Genomic DNA, 20,988 nt, shown 5'->3' with positions numbered 1-20,988 from the left:
TCACGAGGGGCAGCACATGACGGTGCAGCAGTACGACGGGATCGGCGAGGCGTTCGAGGGTTTCAAGGCGCTGCCGATCATCCGCTACGGAGAGGTGCCCAGCGTCCTGGAACTGGTCGGCGACGTCACCGGGAAGACGGTGCTCGACCTCGCCTGCGGCACCGGCTTCTACAGCCGGGAGCTCAAGCGCCGGGGAGCCGCCGACGTGTTCGGCGTCGACATCTCCTCCGAGATGATCGCCGCCGCCCGAGGCATCGAGGCCCGCGACCCGCTGGGCGTGCGGTACGAGGTCGAGGACGTCGCCGAACTGAAGCCGGTCGAGGCGCCGTTCGACCTCGCGCTCGGCGTGCAGTGTCTCAACTACGCCGGCTCCAGGGAGGAGCTGGACCGGATGTGCGCCCACATCCACCGCAGCCTGAAGCCCGGCGGCATGTTCTACGTCTTCGCCCAGAAGCCCGACTACGCCTTCGACTGCGCCTCCCTGGAGACGTACGGCTTCCGCTGCGAGCCGACCGGCGAGGAGAACGAGCTGGGGCGGCGGGTCCGCGTCACCGCGCTCCTCGACCCCGAGCCCATCAGCATCCTCGGCTCCGTCGTGCGTCGCGAGGTCTACGAGGAGGCCCTGACCGGCGCGGGCTTCCGCGACGTGGAGTGGGTCCCGCTGCACGTCTCCCAGGAGGGGCTGCGCACCTACGGCGAGGCGTACTGGGCCGACCTCCTCGCCCACCCGCCGCTGGTGCTCCTGCGCTGCCGCGCCTGACCCCGCGAAGCCCCCGGGGGCACGCACCGGCCCGCCGCCGACCGCGCGCCCCCGGGCCCGGTACCCGGCCCGACGCGACAGCGAGGGCCCGGCCCCGCCTCGGGTCCCGCCCTCGGGTCCTGCCTCGGGCCCCGGCCCGGCCGGGCCGCGGCTCGGGTTCCGCCCTCGCGTCCTGCCTCGGGTCCCACCCTCGGGTCCTGCCTCGGGCCCCGGCTCGGTCCTGCCTCGGGTCCCGCCTCGGGCCGCGTCTCGCGTCCTGCCTCGGGCCCCGGCTCGGTCCCGCCTCGGGTCCCGCCTCACGCCCCCGGCAGTTCCGGCAGCAGGTCCGGGTTGACGGTCCGCAGGATCGTCGCCACGTGGGCGGGATCGGCTGCCGGCCACAACACCCGCCTCGCCGCACGGTACTTGGCGGCGAGGCGTTCCCGCTGCTCCGGCGGGAGCGCCGCCGCCCGGTCGGCCCGGCTGTTGTGCGCGTTGTCGGCGATCTTCACCAGGGTCGCGTCGGGGTCCCGCGCCACCTGCCGGATCTTCGCCTCGTACGAGCCCTCCGGGTCGTTGGTGACGGCCTCGACGATCCGGACCACCCGGTCGGGGACCCCGGCGGCCCGCAGCTCCTCGGCCGTCCACGCCGTGTCCTCGACGATGTCGTGGAGGAGTCCCGCCATGGCCAGTTCGGTGCCGAACGGCGCCAGGCCGGCGGCGACGGCCCGTACGTGCTCCACGTACGGGACACCGGTCTTGTCGACCTGACCGGCGTGAGCCCGGTCGGCCAGTGCGTCCACTTCGGCGAGGGTCATCATGCCCTCATCATCCCGGCATCCGCGCCTCGCCGGCATCCGTATCCCGCGCCGTGTGCGAGAACGCACGCGCCCGTGCCGTCACACGCTGTTCACACCACGGAGGAATTCCCCCGAGACGCTTGCCTGTTGGCCCCTGCATGACCCTCGGCATCGTACTCGGCTCGACCCACCGACAGCTCCCCCTCGACGACACCGTGCGCCTCGCGCGCGAGGCCAGGGACGCCGGACTGCGCTCCGCGTGGTTCGGCCAGTCCTTCGCGTACGACTCGCCCACGCTGGCCGCGCTCGTCGGCCGCGAGGTGCCGGGCCTGCACGTGGGGACGGCCGCCCTGCCCGTCTTCGGCCGCCATCCGCTGCTCGTCTCCGGTCAGGCACAGACCGCGCAGGCCGCCACCGGGGGCCGGTACCACCTCGGCCTCGCCCTCGGCACCCGCCACCTCACCGAGACCGCCTTCGGGCTCCCGTACCAGCGGCCCATCGGACTGCTGCGGGAGTTCCTCACCGCCCTGCGTCCGCTCCTCCACACCGGCGAGGCCGACTTCCACGGCGAGCTGCTGACCGCGACGACGCCCTACCCGGCGGCCGTCCCCGGCGCCCGACCGCCGGTGCCCGTCCTGGCCGCCGCGATGGGCCCGCAGGCGCTGCGGGTCAGCGGCGAGCTCGCCGACGGCATCCTGCCCTTCCTCGCGGGCCCCCGCGCCCTCGCCGAGCACATCGTCCCCGCCGTGACCGCCGCGGCGAGCGCGGCGGGCCGCCCCGCGCCCCGGATCGTGGCCCTCGTGCCCGGAGTGGTCACGGACGACCCCGACGGTCTGCGCGGGCGGGCCGCCGAAGCCCTCGCCCTCTACGAACGCGTCCCCTCCTACCAGCGCGTCATCGAACTGTCGGGCGCCGACGGCGCCGCCGGTCTGGCGGTCCTCGGCGACGAGGAGACCGTCGCCGCCGAGGTACGCCGGTACCGGGACGCCGGCGCCACCGAGGTGGTCTTCACGGCGACCGACCTCGGCGGCGAGGAGGCCCGCCGCAGGACCTGGAAGCTCCTCGGCGAGCTCTCCGGCGGGCAGGGCTGACGGGAGCGGCGCCCCGCCACCGTTATTCGAGCACCTGTTCGGTTCCGTGGGTATGCTGGATCCATGACCGCGGCACCACCGGACCTCCCCGGCCTCCAGGGATCCCTCTTCGACCAGGGCGACGACCCCCGCCCCGGGCCCCTGGACGGCCTCCGGAGGATCCCGCTGGCCCACGGCGCCTGGGTCGACCACCTCCCGGGCTGGTTCCACGGCGCGGACACCCTCTTCCAGGAACTGGCCCACGGGGTGGAGTGGCGCGCCGAGGAGCGCCGGATGTACGACGACGTGGTCGCCGTCCCCCGCCTCCTCGCGCACTACCGCGAGGGCGAAGCCCTCCCGCACCCGGCCCTCGCCGAGGCCCGCACCGCCCTCGGCGCGCACTACGCGGCGGAGCTCCGGGAGGGGTTCGCCACCGCGGGGCTCTGCCTCTACCGCGACGGGCGCGACAGCGTCGCCTGGCACGGCGACCGGACCGGCCGCTCCTCCACCCGCGACACCCTGGTCGCGATCCTCTCCCTGGGCGACCCCCGCGACCTCGTCCTCCGCCCGCGCGGCGGAGGCCCGGTCGCGCTCCGCCTCCCGCTCGGCCATGGCGACCTGGTCGTGATGGGCGGCTCCTGCCAGCGCACCTGGGACCACGCCGTGCCCAAGACGAGCCGCGCGGTCGGCCCCCGCATCAGCGTCCAGTTCCGCCCGCGCGGCGTCCGCTGAACCGGTCCGTGATCACTCCCGGCTGTCGGGAACCGCGCGCCCCCGGGAGCGCGTGAACCCGAACGCGCCGGGTGGCGGCTTCTGTTCTCAGCCGGAACCGGCCATGGTCGTCCGGACCGCCCGCCGGCCCGGTACGGGCGGGCCCGGCGCTTCGGGAGGACACAACTGCCCAGCAAGGCGCGAGGGTTCCCGGCATCCGGACCCGTCCGGTCCGGGGGTTGTGGTCCCGGAAGGGCGGGCAGGTTTGCAGCGTCGCGTGGCGGGAATTGTCGGCCGTCAGTGACAGCGGCAACATACAACGGATTCCGAGGACTGAAGGAGGTGGAGCGACCATGCCCCTGCATGCCGTCGAAATCCCCGAGCTGTGGATGCCTCATCCACTCAAGGTCAATCCGCATCTGCCGGGGCTACGGACGGAGAGCGAGACGTGGGCACGCGAGATGGGCATGCTCGACGCCGGCGACGGACGGCCCGACCGCCGCCCGATCTGGACCCAGACCCAGTTCCGGGCCATGACGGTGGACCTGCTCACCGCCTGGACGCTGCCCGACGCCGGCCCCGCCGCCCTCCGGCTCAACCACCGCTTCAACATCTGGGCCCTGGCCTGGGACGACTACTTCGCGCACGCCTTCAAGCGGACCAGCGACCTCCAGGGCGCCCACGACTTCACCGCCAGGCTCCACGCCTTCCTGCGCCCCGAGGAGGGCGCCCGCCTGCCCGAGCCCGTCAACGCCGTCGAGCGCGGCATCGCCGACCTCCTGCAGCACCTCTTCCCGCCCCGGCTGGCCCACTGGCGGCAGGAGTTCTGCCGGGCCCTCGCCCGCTACATCGACGCGGGCGTCGAGGAGCTCGCCAACAGCCGCACCGGCCGCGTCCCCCACCTCATCGACTACGCGCCCTTCCGGCGCGACAGCTTCGCCGCCCACACCGCGCCCTACTCCGTCGAGCTCGCCACCGGCGCCCGAATACCCGAGCGGATCCGCCACAGCCGCACCGTCCGCGGACTCGTCGCCGCCTTCATGGACGTGATGGGCCTCGCGAACGACATCGCCTCCTACGAACGGGAGGTCCACGAGGAACACGACGTCAACAACCTCGTCGTGGTCCTCGGCACCTCCCTCGGCATCCCCCTCCGCCAGGCGGTGCCGGCCTCCGTCCACCTGGTCAACTCCCGTATGCGCGACTTCGAGCAGCTGCGCGAGGAGGACGTCCCGCTGCTCGCCCACCGCGCCGGGCTCAGCCCCGAGGAGCGAACCGAGCTGGACACCTGGCTGGACGGCGCGTGCAGCTTCCTCTCCGGACTGCACGCCTGGTACACCGGCGCCCCCCGGTACGTCCCCGCCGAACCGGCCTTCCCGGAACAGCGCCTCCCCTCCTCCGCCACCCAGGAGGAGTGGTACGGAAGGGGTGCCGGCAGGCACGCGCCGACACCCCCGTCCGCCGTCTGGCTCGGCTGCGACGCCGAGCCATGAGCGGGCTACCGCAGCCGGAGCAGGCGCAGCAGCCGGTCCCACCATGACGGCCGCGCCGCGGGCCGCCCGCCCGGCGACCCCGGCGCGGTCTCCGGTACCTCCTCCGGGGCCGCGGCCGGCGCGGGGATCCCGGACAGCTGGGCGGGCGGGGCATCCGGCAGCGGCGTCTCGTACTGCTCGCCCCGCGGAGCCCGGGGGGCGAACGTGACCGGCAGCGCCGTCAGATGCCGCGCCCAGGTGGAGGAGCGCCAGCTGAGGGTCTCCTCCGGGACGGACAGGACGATGTCGGGCAGCCGGGTGAGCAGGATGTCGATGCCGACGTCGGCGATGATGCGGCCGACGTCCTGGCCCGGGCACTCGTGGCTGCCGGCGCTGAACGACAGGTGGGCGCGGTTGTGGTGGACCGGCGCCGCCGGGTCGGGGCGGACCGCCCGGTCCATGTTCCCGGCCGCGAGGCCGAGCAGCAGCATGTCGCCCGCGCCGATCCGCTGCCCGCCGAGCGTGGTGTCCCCGTTGGCGTACCGGGACGGGCACACCATCAACGGCGGTTCGTCCCACAGCACCTGCTCGACGGCCTCCGGCAGGGTCATCTGACCACCGGCCAGCGAGCCGCGGAACCGGGGATCGGTCACCACCATCCGCAGCACGTTCGACATCAGGTTGGCGGTGGTCTCGTAGCCGGCGAGCAGGACCAGACGCAGGTGGTGCACGACCTCCTCGTCGGTGAGTCCCGCCGGGTGGGCCAGCAGCGCCGAGGCGATGTCGTGCCCGGGGGCCTCGTGCTTCTCCCGGACGAGCTGTTCCAGGCTCTCCACCACGAACGCGTTGCTCGCGAGCGAGGTCTCGGTCGCCTTGAAGAGGTCCCGGGCGGCGCGGACGAGCTGGGGTGCCGTCTCGTCGGACATGCCGAGCAGATGGCTGAGCGTGAGCATCGGGAGGTGCTCGGTGAACCGGTCGACCAGTTCGGCCTGGCCGTCCTCGCAGAACGTGTCGATCAGTTCGTGGGCGAAGCGGTTGATGCGGCGCCGGATGCCCCGGTGGTCGAACTGGTCGAGGGAGGCGGTGACCGCGCTGCGCAGCCGCTGGTGCTCCTCGCCGTCCGCGCAGACGCAGTCGGGTCGCCAGCCGATCATCGGCATCAGCGGGGAGGTGGCGGGGTCGATCTCGCCGGTGGACCAGCCGTGCCAGACCCGTGGATCGCGGGAGAACTGGGTGGAGCGGGTGGCGACGTCCCGGTTCTCGTTGTAGCCGAGGACCAGCCAGGCGCGGACGTCGCCGTCGAGCAGCACCGGCGCCACCGGGCCGTGCGTGGCGCGCAGTTCCTCGTACAGGCCCATCGGGTCCGTCTCGGCGGCGGGGCCGTAGAGCCGGGCCGCGCCGCCGGGTCCGGTCGAGGCGTGGGCCGGGCAGCCGGGCGGGGGGACGAGCCCGCTCTCGCGCGGGGCGTGCTCGTGGGCGGGGAGGGTCATGCGGTCTCCTGGGCGGCGAGGGAGCACAGGTAGACCATCAGCGAGAGCAGCGCGTCCCGGCAGGACGCCCGGTCGCGGGCGTCACAGGCGACGAGGGGGACGGACTCGCTGAGGGCCAGGGCCGTGCGCAATTCTGACAGCGGGTACTGCGGGGCCTCGGGGAAGGTGTTGACGGCCACCACGAAGGGGACGCGGCGGTCCTCCAGGCGGGTGATGATCTCGAAGCAGACCTCGACCCTGCGGGTGTCGACGAGGACGACGGCGCCGAGCGCGCCCTCGAAGATCCCGTTCCACAGGAACCAGAAGCGTTCCTGGCCCGGGGTGCCGAACAGGTAGAGGATCAGCTCCTCGTTGATGCTGATCCGGCCGAAGTCCATCGCGACGGTCGTGGTGGTCTTGCCCGACGCCCCGGGATTGTGGTCGATCCCGACGCCGGCCTGCGTCATGCGCTCCTCGGTGGTCAGCGGAGGGATCTCGCTGACCGCTCCGACCATCGTGGTCTTGCCGACGCCGAAGCCGCCGACGACGACGACCTTGACGCCCCTGGCGCCGTGCGGCAGCAGCAGGTCGGTGTCGCGGGGTCCTGCCCTGAGCGTGTCAGAGTCTCCGTAGTCCATGGATCACCGCCTCCAATAGGCCGCGGTCGGGGAAGGCCGCGACGGGCACGGGTGCAATCGCCTCGACGCGTTCGTCGTCGACGAGCTGGGACAGCAGCACGGTGACGACGCTGAACGGGAGGCTGAGGTAGGCCGAGACCTCGGCCACCGACAGCGGGTACTCGCACATGGAGAGGATGGCCGCCTGCTCGGGCTGCATCGAGGGTTCCGGCGTGGACCTCGTCGCGATCAGCGTGACGAGGTCGAAGGTCTTGGCCGAGGAGCCCTCGCCGCCGGTGATGACGTACAGCGGGACGGGGGTTCCCTCCTCCCAGGGGCGGGGCCGGTCCGGGGGATGGGGGTTGTCCGAGGTCACATCGCCTGCCGGACGATGTCTTCACGGGGCGGACTGGTCATGTGCCTGCCGATCCTGACCACCAGTGCGCGCATGCGGGCGCCGAGCAGTCCCGCGTCCACCTCCTCGTCGGCGAGGACGGCGAGGTACGCGCCGGGGCCGGCCGCCATCAGGGAGAAGTAGCCGCCGTCGGCCTCGATGCCGACCATGTGGGTGGTGCCGTTGCCGTGCGGGAACATCTGGGCGATGGCGCGGGCCAGGCTCTGGATGCCGGAGCAGGCGGCGGCGATCGCGTCGGCGGTGTCGGGCGCGGTGTTGGCCTGGCCGATGGACAGGCCGTCCGCGGAGAGGACGACCACGTGCCGTACGTGCGGAACGCCGCCCACGAGCTCGGTGAGCATCCAGTCGATGTTGGGCAGTGGCTGCATGTTATTCGACCTCATCAGACGGCTGGCTGTGCGGAGTGGGGGATGCGCCCGCGTGCTTGTCGGCGTTGAACGCCTCCCACATGAGTCCGGGTTCGCGCGTGGACCTGCGGGGGGCCGGGGCGGGGTCGGGGCCGGTGCGGAGGACCGGCGTCGGTACGGGCGAGTCGCGGCGGCGGCGCGGCAGACCGTTGAGGGTCGTCCCGTCGATGAAGGGGGCCGCGTCGTCGTCGAAGGCCGCGAGGAGGGGGTCGGGCGCCGGGGGCGGCGGTACGGGCAGCGGCGCGGGGGCCGGCGGCGGCACGGTCGGGCCGGTGCGCGACGGCAGCGGACGGATCGGTCCGCCCGCGCGCTTCCGGGCGGGTTCGGGGGTTCTCACGACGGGCCTCTCCACCGTGGTGATCAGGCGCCGGGGTACGAGGATCACGGCCCGTACGCCTCCGTAGGCGGAGGGGCGCAGGTCGACGTCGCAGCCGTGCTCGCGGGCCAGCCGGCTCACGACCGGGAGGCCGAGCTGCGTCACCTCGCCGAGACCCGCGAGGAACAGACCCGAGGCCGAGTCGGTCATCACGCGGTTGATGCGGGCGCGGACCTCCTCGGTGAGGCCGACGCCGCGGTCCTCGATCTCGATCGCGATGCCGGAGGGGACCTCGAAGGCGCTCACCTCCACGGGGGTGTGCGGCGGCGAGAACGACGTGGCGTTGTCGAGGAGTTCGGCGAGCAGGTGGATCAGCGGCTCGGCGCCGGGGCCGGTGATCGCCGCCTCGGTGACCGACTGGAGCTTGACCCGCGGGTAGGCGACGATGCGGGACATGGCGCCGCGCAGCACGTCGTAGAGCGGGATGGGCTTCGACCACTGGCGGCCGGGGCGGGCGTCGCCGAGGACGGCGATGCTGGCCGCGAGGCGGCCGATCAGGGCGTTGCGGTGGTCGACGTCCTGGAGACCGCGGGCGAGCACGAGGTCCGTGCCGTGGACGATCTGCATCTCCCGGAGGTCCTTGGCGAGCTGGTGCACGATCGCCTGGACGCGGCGGGCGACGGCGACGAGGGTCCGCTGGGAGGAGTCCCGGGTGTTCTCCTCGGTCTCGACGGCCTCCAGGAGCGCCTTGAGGGCTTGCCTGAGGGCGCTGGTGAACGCGTCGTCGAGGTGGTCGCCGAACCGGATGGAGTGCACGATCTCCGAGGTGGTGTCGCCCTTCCGGAGCCGGGCGACGGCGGCCGGGAGGAGTTGCTCGGCCATCCAGATGGTGGTGGTGGTCTGGTCGGCGAGGCGTCCGAGCAGCGCGGTCTCGCGCTCCGCGTGGGCCTGCTGGGCGGCGTGCATGACCCGGAGGTGCCGGGCCTCGCCGGCCGCCCGGGCCAGGCGCACGGTCAGGATCGTGCTGCCGACCGTGAGGGAGACCGCCGCGAAGCCGTACCAGGCCACGGGTGTCCGTATCTGCGCAGGCGCGTAGAGCAGCCCTATGGCGAAGAGGGCGGCCAGCACCCCCGGCGGGACGAGCCACACCGGAGCCATCGCACCGGGCCTGGCTCTGGAAGTTGAACCTGCGCGAACCATCAACGGTTTCCCTCAACGTCTGGAAATAGGAGAGGACTGAAGTGGCGCGACGTACCGGCAGGAAAGAGCGGACATGTGATCGATCACGCACACGTGCTCGAATGGGACCGCTTTCGGGTCCCTCTCGCGCACGCGTCGATGGCCGTGTCTCCCTGGGGCCGTGCTCCGTCGACGCGCCCGCTCCCAGCGTTCATGACTCGCTGTGAGCGCGGCGCAACACATCTGCGGAGCATAGTCAGTTCGGGATTGGCGTGTGACCTCGATGGAAGGAAGGGTTCTATCAGTCAAACTGCCTCGGAAAGAGGGCAGGAATGCATATCGAAAATGACAGCAACCGATCAGGCTGTGTGCCTTTTACCGGTCATTCCGAAAGGGCGGAAGAACCGGCGCTCTCCTCGTCCGACGCGCTCCTCCCGTCCGGCACGCCCTCCTCGTCCGGCACGCCCTCGGCGGTCGTGAGCGCCGCCGCCGGATCGCGGTCCGCCGGACCCGCCGGGGACCAGCCGCCCGCCTCCCGCCGGTACGGCCACCACCGCCCGTCCTCGCCGAGCCGCAGCTGCGCCCCCGCGCCCGCCACCGTCCAGCGTGCCCCCGACCGGACGAGCTCCGGGCGCTCCCCGTCCTCCCAGGCGTCGGCGAGCCGCGCCGCCGCCCGGGCCAGGGCCTCCTCGCCGGGGGTCCAGGACTCCTCCAGCACGGCGAGGGCCGCGGCCCCGCCCCACCGCCACGCGCGCGTGGCGGCGTCCAGACCCGCCCGCGACCGGCCGGTCCGGGAGGCGAGCCGCGCCGCCACCCACGACGGCGGACGCCCGGCCGCGAGCCGGACCGCGTCCTCGGCGACCGTCAGCTCCGCCGCGGAGAGGCCCGCCGGGACCGTCCGGCCGGCGAGGAGCTCGCCGAGCAGTCGGTGCGCCCGGCCCGCCGCGTCCGCCGCCAGGAACTCCAGCGCCTCCGGCTCCACGCCCGGTTCCGGATCCGTCTCCGTGTCCAGCGACGGCGGTTCCCCGGGAGCGGCGTCCGGCACCGGCACGGCCGGCAGCGGCGGCAGGATGTCCCCCAGCGCGTACGCCTCCGCCGCCGACACCCCGCCCCGGTCGCCCGCGCCACCCCGCTCCGCCCCGGGCCTCCCCGGCGCGCCGGCCGGTGTCCCGCCGCCCGCGCGGGCGGCGCTGCGGGCGTGGAGCGCGTCCACGACCGTCCGCTGCCCCCGCCCCCGCATGAGGAGCAGAGCGAAGGGGTCCTCGTCCAGGATCCGCGCCATCTGATGGCACAGCGCCACCGTGTGCGGGCAGTGGTCCCACGCCTCGCAGCCGCACTCCGGGTCCAGGTCGCCGATGCCGGGCAGCAGCTCGACGCCGGCCGCCGCCGCGTCCTCCACCAGGTGCGGCGGCATCTCGTGGTCGAGCAGCGCGGCGATGTGCCCGGCGCTGTCGACGGCGAGGTCGAGCAGCCGGTCCCACTCCTCGTCCGTCAGGGTCCGCACCAGCACGTCGCTGCGGTACCCGGTGCCGTCCCTGTCCTGGACGACGGCGGTGATCCGCCCGGGCCGCACCGTCACCGCGCCGACCGCGCCCGCGCGCGCGTGCCGCCGGCCCTCCTTGACCTGCCGGCCGTCGAGCGCCGTGTCCTCCAGGGCCTTCAGCCACGCCTGCCCCCACCAGGTGCGGGTGAACGCCCCGCCCCGTACCGGCGGAGGTGCCGTGAAGGTCAGCTCCTCGGCCCCCTGGCCCGTTCCGTACCCGCTCATCGTCCGTCCCCGTCCCCGCGCAGGGAGACCAGCTCCGCCAGCTCCGCGTCGGTCAGTTCGGTCAGCTCCGTGGGCGTGTCGCCCGTTGTGCCGAGCACCGCGTCGGCCAGCTCGCGCTTGCGGGCGAGCATCGCGGCGATCCGGTCCTCGACGGTCCCCTCGGCGACGATCCGGTGCACCTGCACCGGCCGCGACTGCCCGATCCGGTACGCCCGGTCGGTGGCCTGCGCCTCCACGGCCGGGTTCCACCAGCGGTCGTAGTGCACCACGTGCTCGGCGCGGGTCAGGTTGAGCCCCGTCCCGGCCGCCTTCAGCGACAGCAGGAAGACCGGGACCTCGCCGTCCTGGAAGCGGGCGACCATCGCCTCCCGCTCGGCGACCGGGGTGCCGCCGTGCAGGAACTGCGTCGGCACCCCGCGCTCCGCCAGATGCGCCTCCAGGAGCCTGGCCATTCCCACGTACTGGGTGAAGACCAGGGTGCTCGCCCCCTCGGCGAGGATCGTGTCGAGGAGTTCGTCGAGGAGCTCCAGCTTCCCCGAACGGCCCGCGATCCGGGGCCGCTCCTCCTTCAGGTACTGCGCCGGGTGGTTGCAGATCTGCTTGAGCGAGGTCAGCAGCTTCACCACCAGGCCGCGCCGCGCCATCCCCTCGGCCTCCGCGATGGCCAGCAGGTTCTCGCGGACCACCGCCTCGTAGAGACCGGCCTGTTCCGGCGTCAGGGAGACGGCCCGGTCGGTCTCGGTCTTCGGCGGCAGCTCCGGGGCGATCCCCGGATCGGACTTGCGGCGGCGCAGCAGGAAGGGGCGGACCAGCGCGCCGAGCCGCTCCGCCGCGGCCGGGTCGGTGCCGCCCTCGACGGCCGCCGCGTACCGGCGCCGGAACGCGCCCAGCCCGCCGAGGAGTCCCGGCGTCGTCCAGTCGAGGATGGCCCACAGCTCGGAGAGGTTGTTCTCCACGGGCGTGCCGGACAGCGCCACGCGCGCGCGTGCGCCCACCGTCCGCAGCCTGCGGGCCGTCGCGGAGTACGGGTTCTTGACGTGCTGGGCCTCGTCCGCCACCAGCAGCCCCCACGGCCGGGCGGCGAGCCGTTCGGCGTCGAGCCGCATGGTGCCGTACGTCGTGAGGACGACGTCGCCGTCCCCGAGCCCGTCGAGGTCGCGCGCGGTGCCGTGGAAGCGGCGCACGCGCGTGCCGGGCGCGAACCGCTCGAACTCCCGCTGCCAGTTGCCCATCAGCGAGGTCGGGCAGACCACGAGCGTGGGTCCCGCGGTGGCCGGGTCCGCCTGCCGGTGCAGATGGAGGGCGATGACGGTGATGGTCTTGCCCAGGCCCATGTCGTCGGCGAGGCAGCCACCGAGGCCGAGCGAGGTCATCCGGTGCAGCCAGTTCAGCCCGCGCAGCTGGTAGTCGCGCAGGGTGGCGGCGAGCGCGGCGGGCTGCGGCACCTCGTGGGCGCCGCCCTCCGGGTCGGCCAGCCGCTCGCGCAGCCGCTCCAGGGTGCCGGTGGCGACCACCTCGACCGGACGGCCGTCGACCTCCGTGGTGCCGGTGAGGACGGCGGCGAGCGCGTCGACCGGCGTCACCTTGCGGTCCTGCCGCTCCCGGGCGCGCAGCACCTCCGCCGGGTCGACCAGGACCCACCGGTCGCGCAGCCGGACCAGCGGCCGGCCGGCCTCGGCGAGCCGGTCGAGCTCGGCCCGTGTCAGCTCCTGGTCGCCCAGGGAGAAGCGCCAGTTGAAGGCGAGCAGCGCGTCGGCGGAGAGGAACGAGGGCAGACCGCCGGCGCCGCCCGCGTCATCGGGGGAGGTGCCGTCGAACGCCCCGCCGAAGGCCCCGTCACCGGGCGCGACGCCGCCGAAGGCGCCGGCGGCGGTGGGGCCGTCGCCGGACGGTCCGGTCGGCGGCTCCGCCGGGCCGATCACCGCGCGGGCCGTCAGCCGGTCCGCCAGTTCGCGCGGCCAGTGCACCCGCATCCCGGTCGCGGCGAGCGCGCGGGACGCCGGGCCGAGCAGTTCCACGACCTCCTCGTCGGCCAGCTCCATCGTGTCCGGCACGGCGGCCGTGAGCAGCGGCGCGAGCGCCGGCCAGGCGCGCGCGGCCCGCCGCAGCGCCAGCAGCGTGTCCATCCGGGCGCGCGGTCCGAGCGCCGCCGCCACCGGTCCCGCACCCGACCAGGCGTCGGCGGCGTCCACGACCAGCGTCGGGTCGGCCGCGGAGTGCAGCTGGAGCACCGCCCGGAAGCCCGGGGCCGCCTCCGGCCCGTCGGCGCCGCTCAGTTCGACGCGGAGCGAGAGCCGTACCCCGGCGTCGTGACCGGCCGCCAGATCGGCGGCCCACGGCCGCTGTTCGGGTACGGCCTGCGGCTCCTCGGCGGCGAACGCGGGGCCGCCGGCCGCGATCGGGGCCGCGGGGGTACGGGGGAGGGTGTCGGCGACGGCGTCGAGGAAGGCCCGCAGCAGCGCCTCCGGCTCGGGCAGCAGCGGCTCGCCGTCCGGGTCCTCGTCCGGGCCGGCGGCCGACGGGGCCGCGTGCGCGGTGGGCGGCATCGAGGCGGCCAGGGTCCGCAGCCGGTCCAGTTCCTCCGGTCCCAGGGGCCCGGCCCGCCAGGCGTCGTGGCCCGCGGCCGTCACACCGGGCAGCAGCAGCCCGCGCGCCGCGAAGTCCAGCGCCAGGAGCGCCGCGCCGCCCCAGAACGCGGCGGCCGGGTCGGCCTCGCCGGAGAGCCGGGCACGGGCGAGGAACGGCAGGGCGTCCCGTACGGACAGGGACAGCGCGGGGACGGCCACGGTCTGGAGGTCGGTCCCGTCCACCACCGTCAGCTCGTCCGGCACCGCGCCCGCCGGCGCCGGCGCGGGAAGGGGCTCGTCCTCGGGCGACCAGAGGACGATCCGTCCGGCGCGGGGCGGATCGGCGGGCAGGAAGACGGCGGCGGGAGCCGCGCCGGAGGGAGGGGCGGAGGAGGGTTCGGGGGTGGGGCGAGAGGATCCGAGCGACGACGTCAACGCATTCCTCAAATTTGACTACCTGCGGAAGGAGTGGCCGACCCTACCCCAACCGCGCCGCGGAACGCGCACATCCGGGCGTGACGCCCGACACATGTGCACCCTTCCCGGCCGGGGCGACACCGGGGCCGACGCGCCGGGGTGGGGAACACCCCACCCCGCCGCCCCCGCCCGCCCCCGCACCGGGCCGGGTGGTGACGCCATGGTTCCGGACCGTCACCGCTTCGTACGGTGAGGACGGCCGCCGCCGCCACGGCGCGGGCCGGCCGCCCCCTCCTCACAGAAGCCGGAGCCTTCCATGCCCCAGGCCACCGCCACCGCCCCCGCCCCGGCGCCCTCCGCCCGGCCGCGGCGCGGCGGCAGCGAGTTCTCCCCGCTCCTGCGCCAGGTGCGGGAACAGGGCCTCCTCGACCACCGCCCCGGCTGGTACGCCCTGGACATCGGCCTGACCCTGCTCGGCCTCGGCACCGTCGCCGCCGTCCTGCTCCTCGCCGGCCCGACCTGGTGGTCCCTCCTCCTCGCCGTCCCGTTCGCCGTGCTCTCCGCCCGCGCCGCCTTCCTCGCCCACGACGCCGGACACGCCCAGATCACCGCCGACCGCGGGGCCGGGCGCGCGATCCAGCTCCTCCACGCCAACCTGCTCCTCGGCATGAGCCGCGAATGGTGGAACGACAAGCACAACCGCCACCACGCCCACCCCAACCACCTCGACAAGGACCCGGACGTCGCCGCTGACGTCCTCGTCTTCGCCGAGCACCAGACCGCGGGGCGCACCGGACTGCGCGGCTTCCTCACCCGCCACCAGGCCCTGCTCTTCTTCCCGCTGACCACCCTGGAGGCCCTCGCGCTCAAGCTCTACGGCGTCCAGGCCGTGCTCGCGAAGGACGGCCCGTACCGCACCCGGCGCGAGCGCCTCACCGAAGGCGCGCTGCTCCTGCTCCACTTCACCGGGTACGCGGCGCTGCTCCTCACCGCGCTCACCCCCGCCCAGGCCCTCGCCTTCGCGCTCGTCCACCAGATGCTGCTCGGCCTCCACCTCGGCATGGCCTTCGCCCCCAACCACAAGGGCATGGAGCGTCCCGACCAGCACGAGGACGGCGACAGCTGGGGCCATCTGCGCCGCCAGGTGCTCACCTCGCGCAACATCCGGGGCGGCGCCCTCACCGACTGGTTCCTCGGCGGCCTCAACTACCAGGTCGAACACCACCTCTTCCCGTCCATGCCCCGCCCCCACCTGCGGCTCGCCCAGCCGGCCGTCCGCGCCCACTGCCGGGCCCTGGGCATCCCGTACACCGAGACCGGCTTCACCGACTCCTACCGGCAGGCGCTCGGCCACCTCCACGAGGTGGGCGCGGGGCTTCGCGAGGAGCGCGCGGGGCGACCGGAGTAAGGTCGAACGCGCATCCGATCACCGCAGAGAGCACCCGGGGGGTCTCCCACATGAGCGACGGCACCGTCACCACCGTGAGCAGCAACGGCGTCTACTCCTTCACCAAGCCCAACCGCTCCTCCATCACGCTCCTCGCCGGACTCGGCGTGGAGGGCGACGTGCACGCCGGCGTCACCGTCAAGCACCGCTCCCGCGTCGCCCAGGACCCGACCCAGCCGAACCTCCGGCAGGTCCACCTCATCCACGGCGAGCTCTTCGACGAGGTCGCCGAGGCCGGATTCGAGGTCGCCGCGGGGGACCTCGGCGAGAACGTCACCACCCGGGGCATCGACCTGCTCGCCCTGCCCACCGGCGCCCTCCTCCACCTCGGCGAGGAGGCCGTCGTCGAGGTCACCGGCCTGCGCAACCCCTGCGTCCAGATCGACAACTTCCGCAACGGACTGCTCAAGCGGGTCGTGGGCCGCGACGCCGACGGCGAACTCGTCCGCAAGGCCGGGATCATGGGCATCGTGCTGACCGGCGGCGAGGTGCGGCCCGGTGACCCGATCCGGGTCGAGCTGCCGGCCGGCCCGCACCGTCCGCTGGAGCGCGTCTGAGCCTCGCACCGTCCGCTGGAGCGCGTCTGAGCCTCGCGCCGCGCGCCCCTCAGGCGGGGCGCACGGCCAGCGCGTCGAGCCCTTCGAGGAGGGCCGGGAGGCGAGGGCCCCGGGCCACCGGAAGCACCTCGCGCGGCCGGTCGTCGAGGAGGACGAAGGCCATGTCGTCGGTGCGGGCCACCAGTGACCAGCCGGGACCGTCGGCGCGGAGCATCCGGGCCCCCTCGCCGGCGAAGCCGGACCGCACCCGGCCCACCGGGGGCGGCTCCTCCAGGTAGCCGCGCAGCTCCTCCAGGGCGCGCCGCACCCCGGTGTACGGATCCGGCGCGGCCTCCGGGGCCCCGGGGACGGGCTCGGACCCGGGTTCGGCAGCGGCCTCGGCACCGGACCCGGGCCCGGTGTCGGCAGCGGCCCCGACCGCGTCCTCCGGCGCGAACCGGCCACGCCACTCGTTCCAGTGCAGGGCCACCTCGTCGGCCCCCAGCCGCCGCTGCGCGGGGCCCCACACGTCCTCGGCGGGTGGGGTGAGCGGGTCGGGGTCGCCCTCCTCCGGCTCGGGATCGTGCGGGTCGGGGACGCCGGGGGCCTGGGTGGCCACGGCGAGCGGCCAGCCGGGCAGCCCGGCGACGACGGACGCCTCGTCGGGGGAGAGGTCGTAGGCCATGCCGCAGTCCCAGGAGGCGATCGCCACCGCGACCAGCGACACGTCGTCGATGACGACCGTCCAGCGCGCGCCGAGCCCGTCCTGGCCGAAGACGAGCCCGTACCCCTCCTCGTACGGAGCGAGGCCGAGCGCCGCGCAGGCCGCCGGGTAGTCGTCGCCGAGCACGGAGGGGAAGCGCGCGGGCGTCAGCAGGCACGCGGTCAGCACGAACAGCGCGTCCTCGTCCGCCGGCACGTCGGCCGGGGACGCGGCCCGCGCGCCGTCGGCCGTCGTTTCCTCCGCCACCACGGCACCCTCCTCGACTCGCCGCCCATCGGATCGTCGGCGCACCTTAACCAGTGAGTAGCTTCGCCGTCGAGAGGGGCTCCACGACGGCCGTCCCGGCCCACACGCGGGACCCGCCTGCGAGGAGAACCGGCCTGCGGCGTGGACTCGCCCACGACGCGGGACTCGCCCACGACGTGGACCCGCCCGCGCCGTGGACCCGCCCGCGACGCGGCCCGGCCCCGGGCCTCCTCGGGGGAGAGGTCCGGGGCCGGGCGCGGGGAGCGCGGGGCTCAGGCCGTGTGCCGCGCGGCGACGACCCGGCGGCGCCGGACGAACAGCAGGCCCGCGCCGGCGCCGGCCAGGCCGAGCGCGGCGAGGCCGTACGGGGATCCGGCGTCCCCGTCCGTGCCGCCGTCCCCGCCGGCCGCCCATCCGAAGCCCGCCTCCACCGCGCCGTTCGGCGCGCCGGAGATCCGGTAGGTGACGGTCTGCTTGATGCGGGGCGGGCACTTGAGGGTCACGGTGTCCGTGCCGGACGCGGCGTCCGCCGGCAGCGTGAACTGGCCCACCAGGACGCCGGGCCGCTCCCCGGCGAAGAGGTGGAACGGGCCGCCCGCCACCGATTCGCCCTTGCCGTAGGTCTCCTTGCCGCAGGCGGTGGTGGTGACGGTGACGGTGGTGCCGGGGGCCGCGAGCCCCGGGTTGACCCGGACCTCACCGGAGGTCGCCGCCATGGCGGAGGGCGCGGACAGGGCGAGGGTGGACAGGGCCAGGGCGAGCTGGGCACCCGTACGTGCGAGGCGCATGCTTCCTTCTCTCGTTCGGCGGAGCCTTCCCGGCCGGCTGGACTGCGCGGCCCCTGTGCTGTGCTCCGTGCACGAGAAGACCCCCGGCCGGTGACCGCCGCAACGGGAGCCGCGCCCGCGATGTCGCGCGTTCGGAGGCTTGATCGTCCGTCCTCGCCTCCATCACCGCAGGTCACGGGCGTCCCGGTGAAACCGGAGAACGTGGGGTGGGCTGCGCGCGAACGGGCGAGGGGCGGGAACCGGCCGGGTTCCCGCCCCTGGAGGGGAGCTGCGTCGAGGAGGAGGGTCAGCCCCGGCTCAGGATCGCCGTGAGGGCTTCCCGCACCGCCGCCTCGGGGTCCGCCGCCGCGCCCTCGGACCGCCAGGCGACGAAGCCGTCGGGCCGGACCAGCACCGCGCCGTCTGCGGTGACGCCGTGGGCCTCCGCCCAGTCCGTGTCGCTCGCGGGGGAGAGCTCGGCCTCGGGTCCGCCGCCGATCCGGTAGGCGTCGAGCGGCACCGAGAGCTCCCCGGCGACGCGCACCGCCGCCGCGTGCCAGCCGCCGGCGCCGTCCTCGGAACTCAGCAGCACCATGGACCGCTCGTACAGGTCGAGGGTGGAGAGCCGGGTGCCGGCGCGGTCCAGCCACACGTGAGGCGCCCGGCTGCCGGGCTCGCCCGTCAGACGCAGTCCGTCGGACACGACCGGCACCGAGGGGTCGGCGCCCAGCACGGCGCCCTGCGGATAGCGGTAGCCGAGCACCTCGTTGAGGATGCCGCCCTTGCCGCCCTTGGGGCCGCCGAATCCGGTCGCGGGGGCGTACCCGGGGTGGCTGTGCTCCACCGACCGCGCCGCGGCCCGGGCGCTCGTCACCACGGCCACCGGCCGCCGTTCCGTGTCGTAGGAGGCGAGCAGGCCGGGACCAGCCCAGCCGTTCAGGACGGCGGCGAGCTTCCAGGCCAGGTTGTGCGCGTCCTGGATCCCGGTGTTGGAGCCGAACGCCCCGGTGGGCGGCATCTCGTGGGCGGAGTCACCGGCGAGGAACACCCGGCCGTCCGCGTACCGTTCGGCGATCCGCTCGGCCGCGTGCCACGGCGCCCGGCCGGTGATCTCCACGTCGAGGTCCGGGACGCCCACGGCGCGCCGGATGTGGTCCCGGCACCGCTCGTCCGTGAACTCCTCCAGCGTCTCGCCGTGTTCGGGGTGCCAGGGGGCGTGGAAGACCCAGCGCTCCCGGTTGTCGATCGGCAGGAGCGCGCCTTCGGCGTCCGGGTTGGTGAGGTAGCCGACGATGAAGCGCCGGTCGCCGACGATGCCCGCGAGGCCGCGCGAGGTGAAGGTGACGCTCACGTTGTGGAACAGGTCGCCCTGCCCGGTCTGGCCGATGCCGAGCAGCTCGCGGACCGGGCTGCGCGGACCGTCCGCCGCGACGAGGTAGTCCGCGCGGATCGTGGTGTGCTCACCCGTCTCGCGGCTCTTGACCCGGGCGGTCACCCCTTCGGCGTCCTGCTCGAAGGACATCAGCTCCGTCGAGTACCGCAGGTCGCCGCCGAGCTCCCCGGCCCGCGCGAGCAGGACCGGTTCGAGGTCGTTCTGGCTGCACAGGCACCAGCCGGTGGGGCTGAAGCGGGCGAGACCGCCGCCGGGGTCGATCTCCTTGAACAGCCAGTCGCCCTCCTCGCCCACCAGGCTCGGCGTCTGCAGGATGCCGTTGTTGTGCGCGAGGACCGAGGCGGCCCGCTGGATGGGCTCCGCGACGCCGGCACCGCGGAAGACCTCCATGGTGCGGACGTTGTTGCCCCGGCCGCGCGGGTGGATCGACGTCCCCGCGTGGCGCTCCACCAGGGTGTGCGGCACTCCGAGACGGCCCAGGAACAGCGAGGTGGAGAGGCCCACCAGCGAGCCGCCGACGATGAGTACGGGTGTCCGGTGACCGATCGCCTCACCGGCCACTTCGAGTGGGTTCATGGTGCGCCTCCTGCGTCGCCCGCGACGAGAGTCGGGGATGGAATCCAGATTCAAGTCCTTCGGAAGCGTGTCCGCGTGCCGGGGCACCCGGATGGCGCGCGGTTCACTCGCCTGCCCCACGGGACTCGCGCGCTCTCGGCGCTCCTGTCAACCATCGACACGTGGCGATCTCGGCGTGTCGGACACGCGGATCGTTCCCACCCCCCTCCCACTGAAGAGAAAGAGGTGTGCCGGATGGCCCCCTCGGGACGCATCTCACAGTCGGTCTTCGACGGCTCCAGGCTGCGGGTGATCCTCCTGCTCGACCTGTACGAGGGAGCGCAGCAGCAGTTCCTCGACGCGTACGAGCTCATGCGCCGGCAGGTCGCCTCCGTGCCCGGCCACATCAGCGACCAGCTGTGCCAGTCCATCGAGAACCCCTCGCAGTGGCTCATCACCAGCGAGTGGGAGAGCGCGCCGCCCTTCCTCGCGTGGGTGAACAGCGAGGAGCACGTCGAGACCGTCAAGCCCATGCACAGCTGTGTCCGGGACACCCGCTCGATGCGCTACAGCATCCTCCGCGAGACCAACCCCGCCCAGCCCCAGCCGACCACGCCCGCGGACACGCAGGTGCAGGCGCGCGTCGGCGACGGAGTGGCCCGCCACGCCCTGACGTTCACCGTCAAGCCCGGCTCGGAGTCGAAGGTCGCCGAGATCCTCTCCGGGTACCAGTCCCCCTCCGCGCGGGTCGACGAGAACACGCGGCTGCGCCGCACCTCGCTCTTCATGCACGGCAACCGGGTCGTGCGGGCCGTGGAGGTCGAGGGCGACCTGCTCGCGGCGCTGCGGCACGTCGCCCGTCAGCCCGAGGTGCGCGCGGTCGAGGAGGCCATCAACCCCTACCTGGAGCAGGACCGGGACCTGTCCGACCCGGACTCCGCCCGGGTGTTCTTCACCCGGGCCGCCCTCCCGGCCGTCCAGCACGTGGTGGCGGACCGGCCGGCCCCGGCCGGGCTGCGCCGGCACGCGCTGTACTACCCGGCCAAGGAGGGTCGCGGCACGGACCTCGCCCGGCTGCTCGCCCACCAGGACAGGGCCGCGGCCGAGGACCCGGACGGCCCCGTGTACGGCAGCACCGTCTTCCAGCGCGACGACATCGTGGTCCGCCTGATCGACGTCGTCGGCGAACCGGACCTCGACGCCCTCGCCTCGCTCGGCCTGAAGGGCACCGGCAAGGCGGCCGAACTGGAGCGCCTGCTCGACGGCGCCGCGGTCGGCGTCGAGGGCTCCCTGGACACGGAGCGCAACGTCAACCGGCTCCTGTCGCACATCGACATGCTGCCGGTCACCGACCGCTCGGCGTCCGCCTGACG

The 20,988-nt window shown here is 74.4% G+C and carries 18 protein-coding genes; 7 read left to right on the top strand and 11 right to left on the bottom strand.

Annotated features, from left to right (window positions below):
* Positions 1 to 16: 16 nt before the first annotated feature.
* Positions 17 to 760 carry a class I SAM-dependent methyltransferase gene (locus ACIGHB_RS20670; RefSeq protein ID WP_399914874.1) on the top strand — a complete coding sequence of 248 codons (744 nt, stop codon included), beginning with the start codon at positions 17 to 19 and terminating at the stop codon, positions 758 to 760.
* A 296-nt stretch (positions 761 to 1,056) separates the two neighbouring features.
* On the opposite strand, the gene ACIGHB_RS20665 is transcribed toward ACIGHB_RS20670, so the two are convergent.
* Positions 1,057 to 1,560 carry an HD domain-containing protein gene (locus tag ACIGHB_RS20665; RefSeq protein WP_399914872.1) on the bottom strand — a complete coding sequence of 168 codons (504 nt, stop codon included), beginning with the start codon at positions 1,558 to 1,560 and terminating at the stop codon, positions 1,057 to 1,059.
* A 137-nt stretch (positions 1,561 to 1,697) separates the two neighbouring features.
* On the opposite strand from ACIGHB_RS20665, the gene ACIGHB_RS20660 reads away from it, so the two are divergent.
* The 3 genes from ACIGHB_RS20660 (at position 1,698) to ACIGHB_RS20650 (ending at position 4,813) form a co-directional block, all read left to right on the top strand.
* A complete protein-coding gene (locus tag ACIGHB_RS20660; protein ID WP_399914870.1) occupies positions 1,698 to 2,630 on the top strand; it encodes an LLM class F420-dependent oxidoreductase in 933 nt (310 codons plus the stop codon).
* 63 nt (positions 2,631 to 2,693) lie between these two features.
* Positions 2,694 to 3,341 carry an alpha-ketoglutarate-dependent dioxygenase AlkB gene (locus ACIGHB_RS20655; protein ID WP_360318643.1) on the top strand — a complete coding sequence of 216 codons (648 nt, stop codon included), beginning with the start codon at positions 2,694 to 2,696 and terminating at the stop codon, positions 3,339 to 3,341.
* A gap of 332 nt (positions 3,342 to 3,673) precedes the next feature.
* Positions 3,674 to 4,813, top strand: coding sequence for a terpene synthase family protein (locus tag ACIGHB_RS20650; protein ID WP_360318640.1), 1,140 nt, complete (start codon positions 3,674 to 3,676; stop codon positions 4,811 to 4,813).
* 5 nt (positions 4,814 to 4,818) lie between these two features.
* Here ACIGHB_RS20650 and ACIGHB_RS20645 read toward each other — a convergent pair whose 3' ends face one another.
* The 7 genes from ACIGHB_RS20645 to ACIGHB_RS20615 all read right to left on the bottom strand — a co-directional run bounded on the left by ACIGHB_RS20645 (position 4,819) and on the right by ACIGHB_RS20615 (position 13,965).
* Positions 4,819 to 6,282, bottom strand: a complete 1,464-nt coding sequence (locus tag ACIGHB_RS20645) for a cytochrome P450 (RefSeq protein WP_360318637.1) — start codon at positions 6,280 to 6,282, stop codon at positions 4,819 to 4,821.
* A complete protein-coding gene (locus ACIGHB_RS20640; protein WP_360318634.1) occupies positions 6,279 to 6,899 on the bottom strand; it encodes an ATP/GTP-binding protein in 621 nt (206 codons plus the stop codon). The genes ACIGHB_RS20645 and ACIGHB_RS20640 overlap by 4 nt, the downstream gene beginning before the upstream one ends.
* Positions 6,880 to 7,254 carry a DUF742 domain-containing protein gene (locus ACIGHB_RS20635; protein ID WP_360318631.1) on the bottom strand — a complete coding sequence of 125 codons (375 nt, stop codon included), beginning with the start codon at positions 7,252 to 7,254 and terminating at the stop codon, positions 6,880 to 6,882. The genes ACIGHB_RS20640 and ACIGHB_RS20635 overlap by 20 nt, the downstream gene beginning before the upstream one ends.
* Positions 7,251 to 7,661: a roadblock/LC7 domain-containing protein gene (locus tag ACIGHB_RS20630; protein ID WP_360318629.1), complete on the bottom strand. Its 411-nt coding sequence runs from the start codon at positions 7,659 to 7,661 to the stop codon at positions 7,251 to 7,253. The genes ACIGHB_RS20635 and ACIGHB_RS20630 overlap by 4 nt, the downstream gene beginning before the upstream one ends.
* A gap of 1 nt (position 7,662) precedes the next feature.
* The gene (locus tag ACIGHB_RS20625; protein WP_360318626.1) at positions 7,663 to 9,174 is read right to left on the bottom strand and encodes a sensor histidine kinase; all 1,512 of its coding nucleotides are present in this window, start codon (positions 9,172 to 9,174) and stop codon (positions 7,663 to 7,665) included.
* Positions 9,175 to 9,577: 403 nt separating this feature from the next.
* Entirely contained in the window at positions 9,578 to 10,963 is a 1,386-nt protein-coding gene (locus tag ACIGHB_RS20620) for an SWF or SNF family helicase (RefSeq protein ID WP_399914866.1), read from the bottom strand.
* The gene (locus ACIGHB_RS20615; protein ID WP_399914864.1) at positions 10,960 to 13,965 is read right to left on the bottom strand and encodes a DEAD/DEAH box helicase; all 3,006 of its coding nucleotides are present in this window, start codon (positions 13,963 to 13,965) and stop codon (positions 10,960 to 10,962) included. The genes ACIGHB_RS20620 and ACIGHB_RS20615 overlap by 4 nt, the downstream gene beginning before the upstream one ends.
* A gap of 298 nt (positions 13,966 to 14,263) precedes the next feature.
* Here ACIGHB_RS20615 and ACIGHB_RS20610 point away from each other — a divergent pair, with 298 nt between their 5' ends.
* Both ACIGHB_RS20610 and ACIGHB_RS20605 read left to right on the top strand, forming a co-directional pair.
* Positions 14,264 to 15,355 carry a fatty acid desaturase family protein gene (locus ACIGHB_RS20610; protein ID WP_399914862.1) on the top strand — a complete coding sequence of 364 codons (1,092 nt, stop codon included), beginning with the start codon at positions 14,264 to 14,266 and terminating at the stop codon, positions 15,353 to 15,355.
* A gap of 50 nt (positions 15,356 to 15,405) precedes the next feature.
* Positions 15,406 to 15,951 carry an MOSC domain-containing protein gene (locus ACIGHB_RS20605; RefSeq protein ID WP_360318617.1) on the top strand — a complete coding sequence of 182 codons (546 nt, stop codon included), beginning with the start codon at positions 15,406 to 15,408 and terminating at the stop codon, positions 15,949 to 15,951.
* Positions 15,952 to 16,000: 49 nt separating this feature from the next.
* Here the strand turns inward: ACIGHB_RS20605 and ACIGHB_RS20600 are convergent, their stop codons facing one another.
* The 3 genes from ACIGHB_RS20600 to ACIGHB_RS20590 form a co-directional block, all read right to left on the bottom strand.
* A complete protein-coding gene (locus ACIGHB_RS20600) occupies positions 16,001 to 16,900 on the bottom strand; it encodes a hypothetical protein (protein ID WP_399915039.1) in 900 nt (299 codons plus the stop codon).
* A gap of 272 nt (positions 16,901 to 17,172) precedes the next feature.
* On the bottom strand, positions 17,173 to 17,688 hold the full coding sequence (locus ACIGHB_RS20595; protein ID WP_360318614.1) for a sortase: 516 nt from the start codon (positions 17,686 to 17,688) through the stop codon (positions 17,173 to 17,175).
* Between the two features lie 286 nt (positions 17,689 to 17,974).
* A complete protein-coding gene (locus tag ACIGHB_RS20590; RefSeq protein WP_399914859.1) occupies positions 17,975 to 19,636 on the bottom strand; it encodes an FAD-dependent oxidoreductase in 1,662 nt (553 codons plus the stop codon).
* 234 nt (positions 19,637 to 19,870) lie between these two features.
* On the opposite strand from ACIGHB_RS20590, the gene ACIGHB_RS20585 reads away from it, so the two are divergent.
* Positions 19,871 to 20,986: a SchA/CurD-like domain-containing protein gene (locus ACIGHB_RS20585; RefSeq protein WP_360318609.1), complete on the top strand. Its 1,116-nt coding sequence runs from the start codon at positions 19,871 to 19,873 to the stop codon at positions 20,984 to 20,986.
* The last annotated feature ends 2 nt before the right edge of the window (positions 20,987 to 20,988 follow it).

It is taken from the genome of Streptomyces sp. NPDC085460 (assembly GCF_044541975.1).
GTDB lineage: Bacteria > Actinomycetota > Actinomycetes > Streptomycetales > Streptomycetaceae > Streptomyces.
Note: the sequence above shows the minus strand (reverse complement) of the source record. Positions and strands in the feature narration are given on the sequence as shown.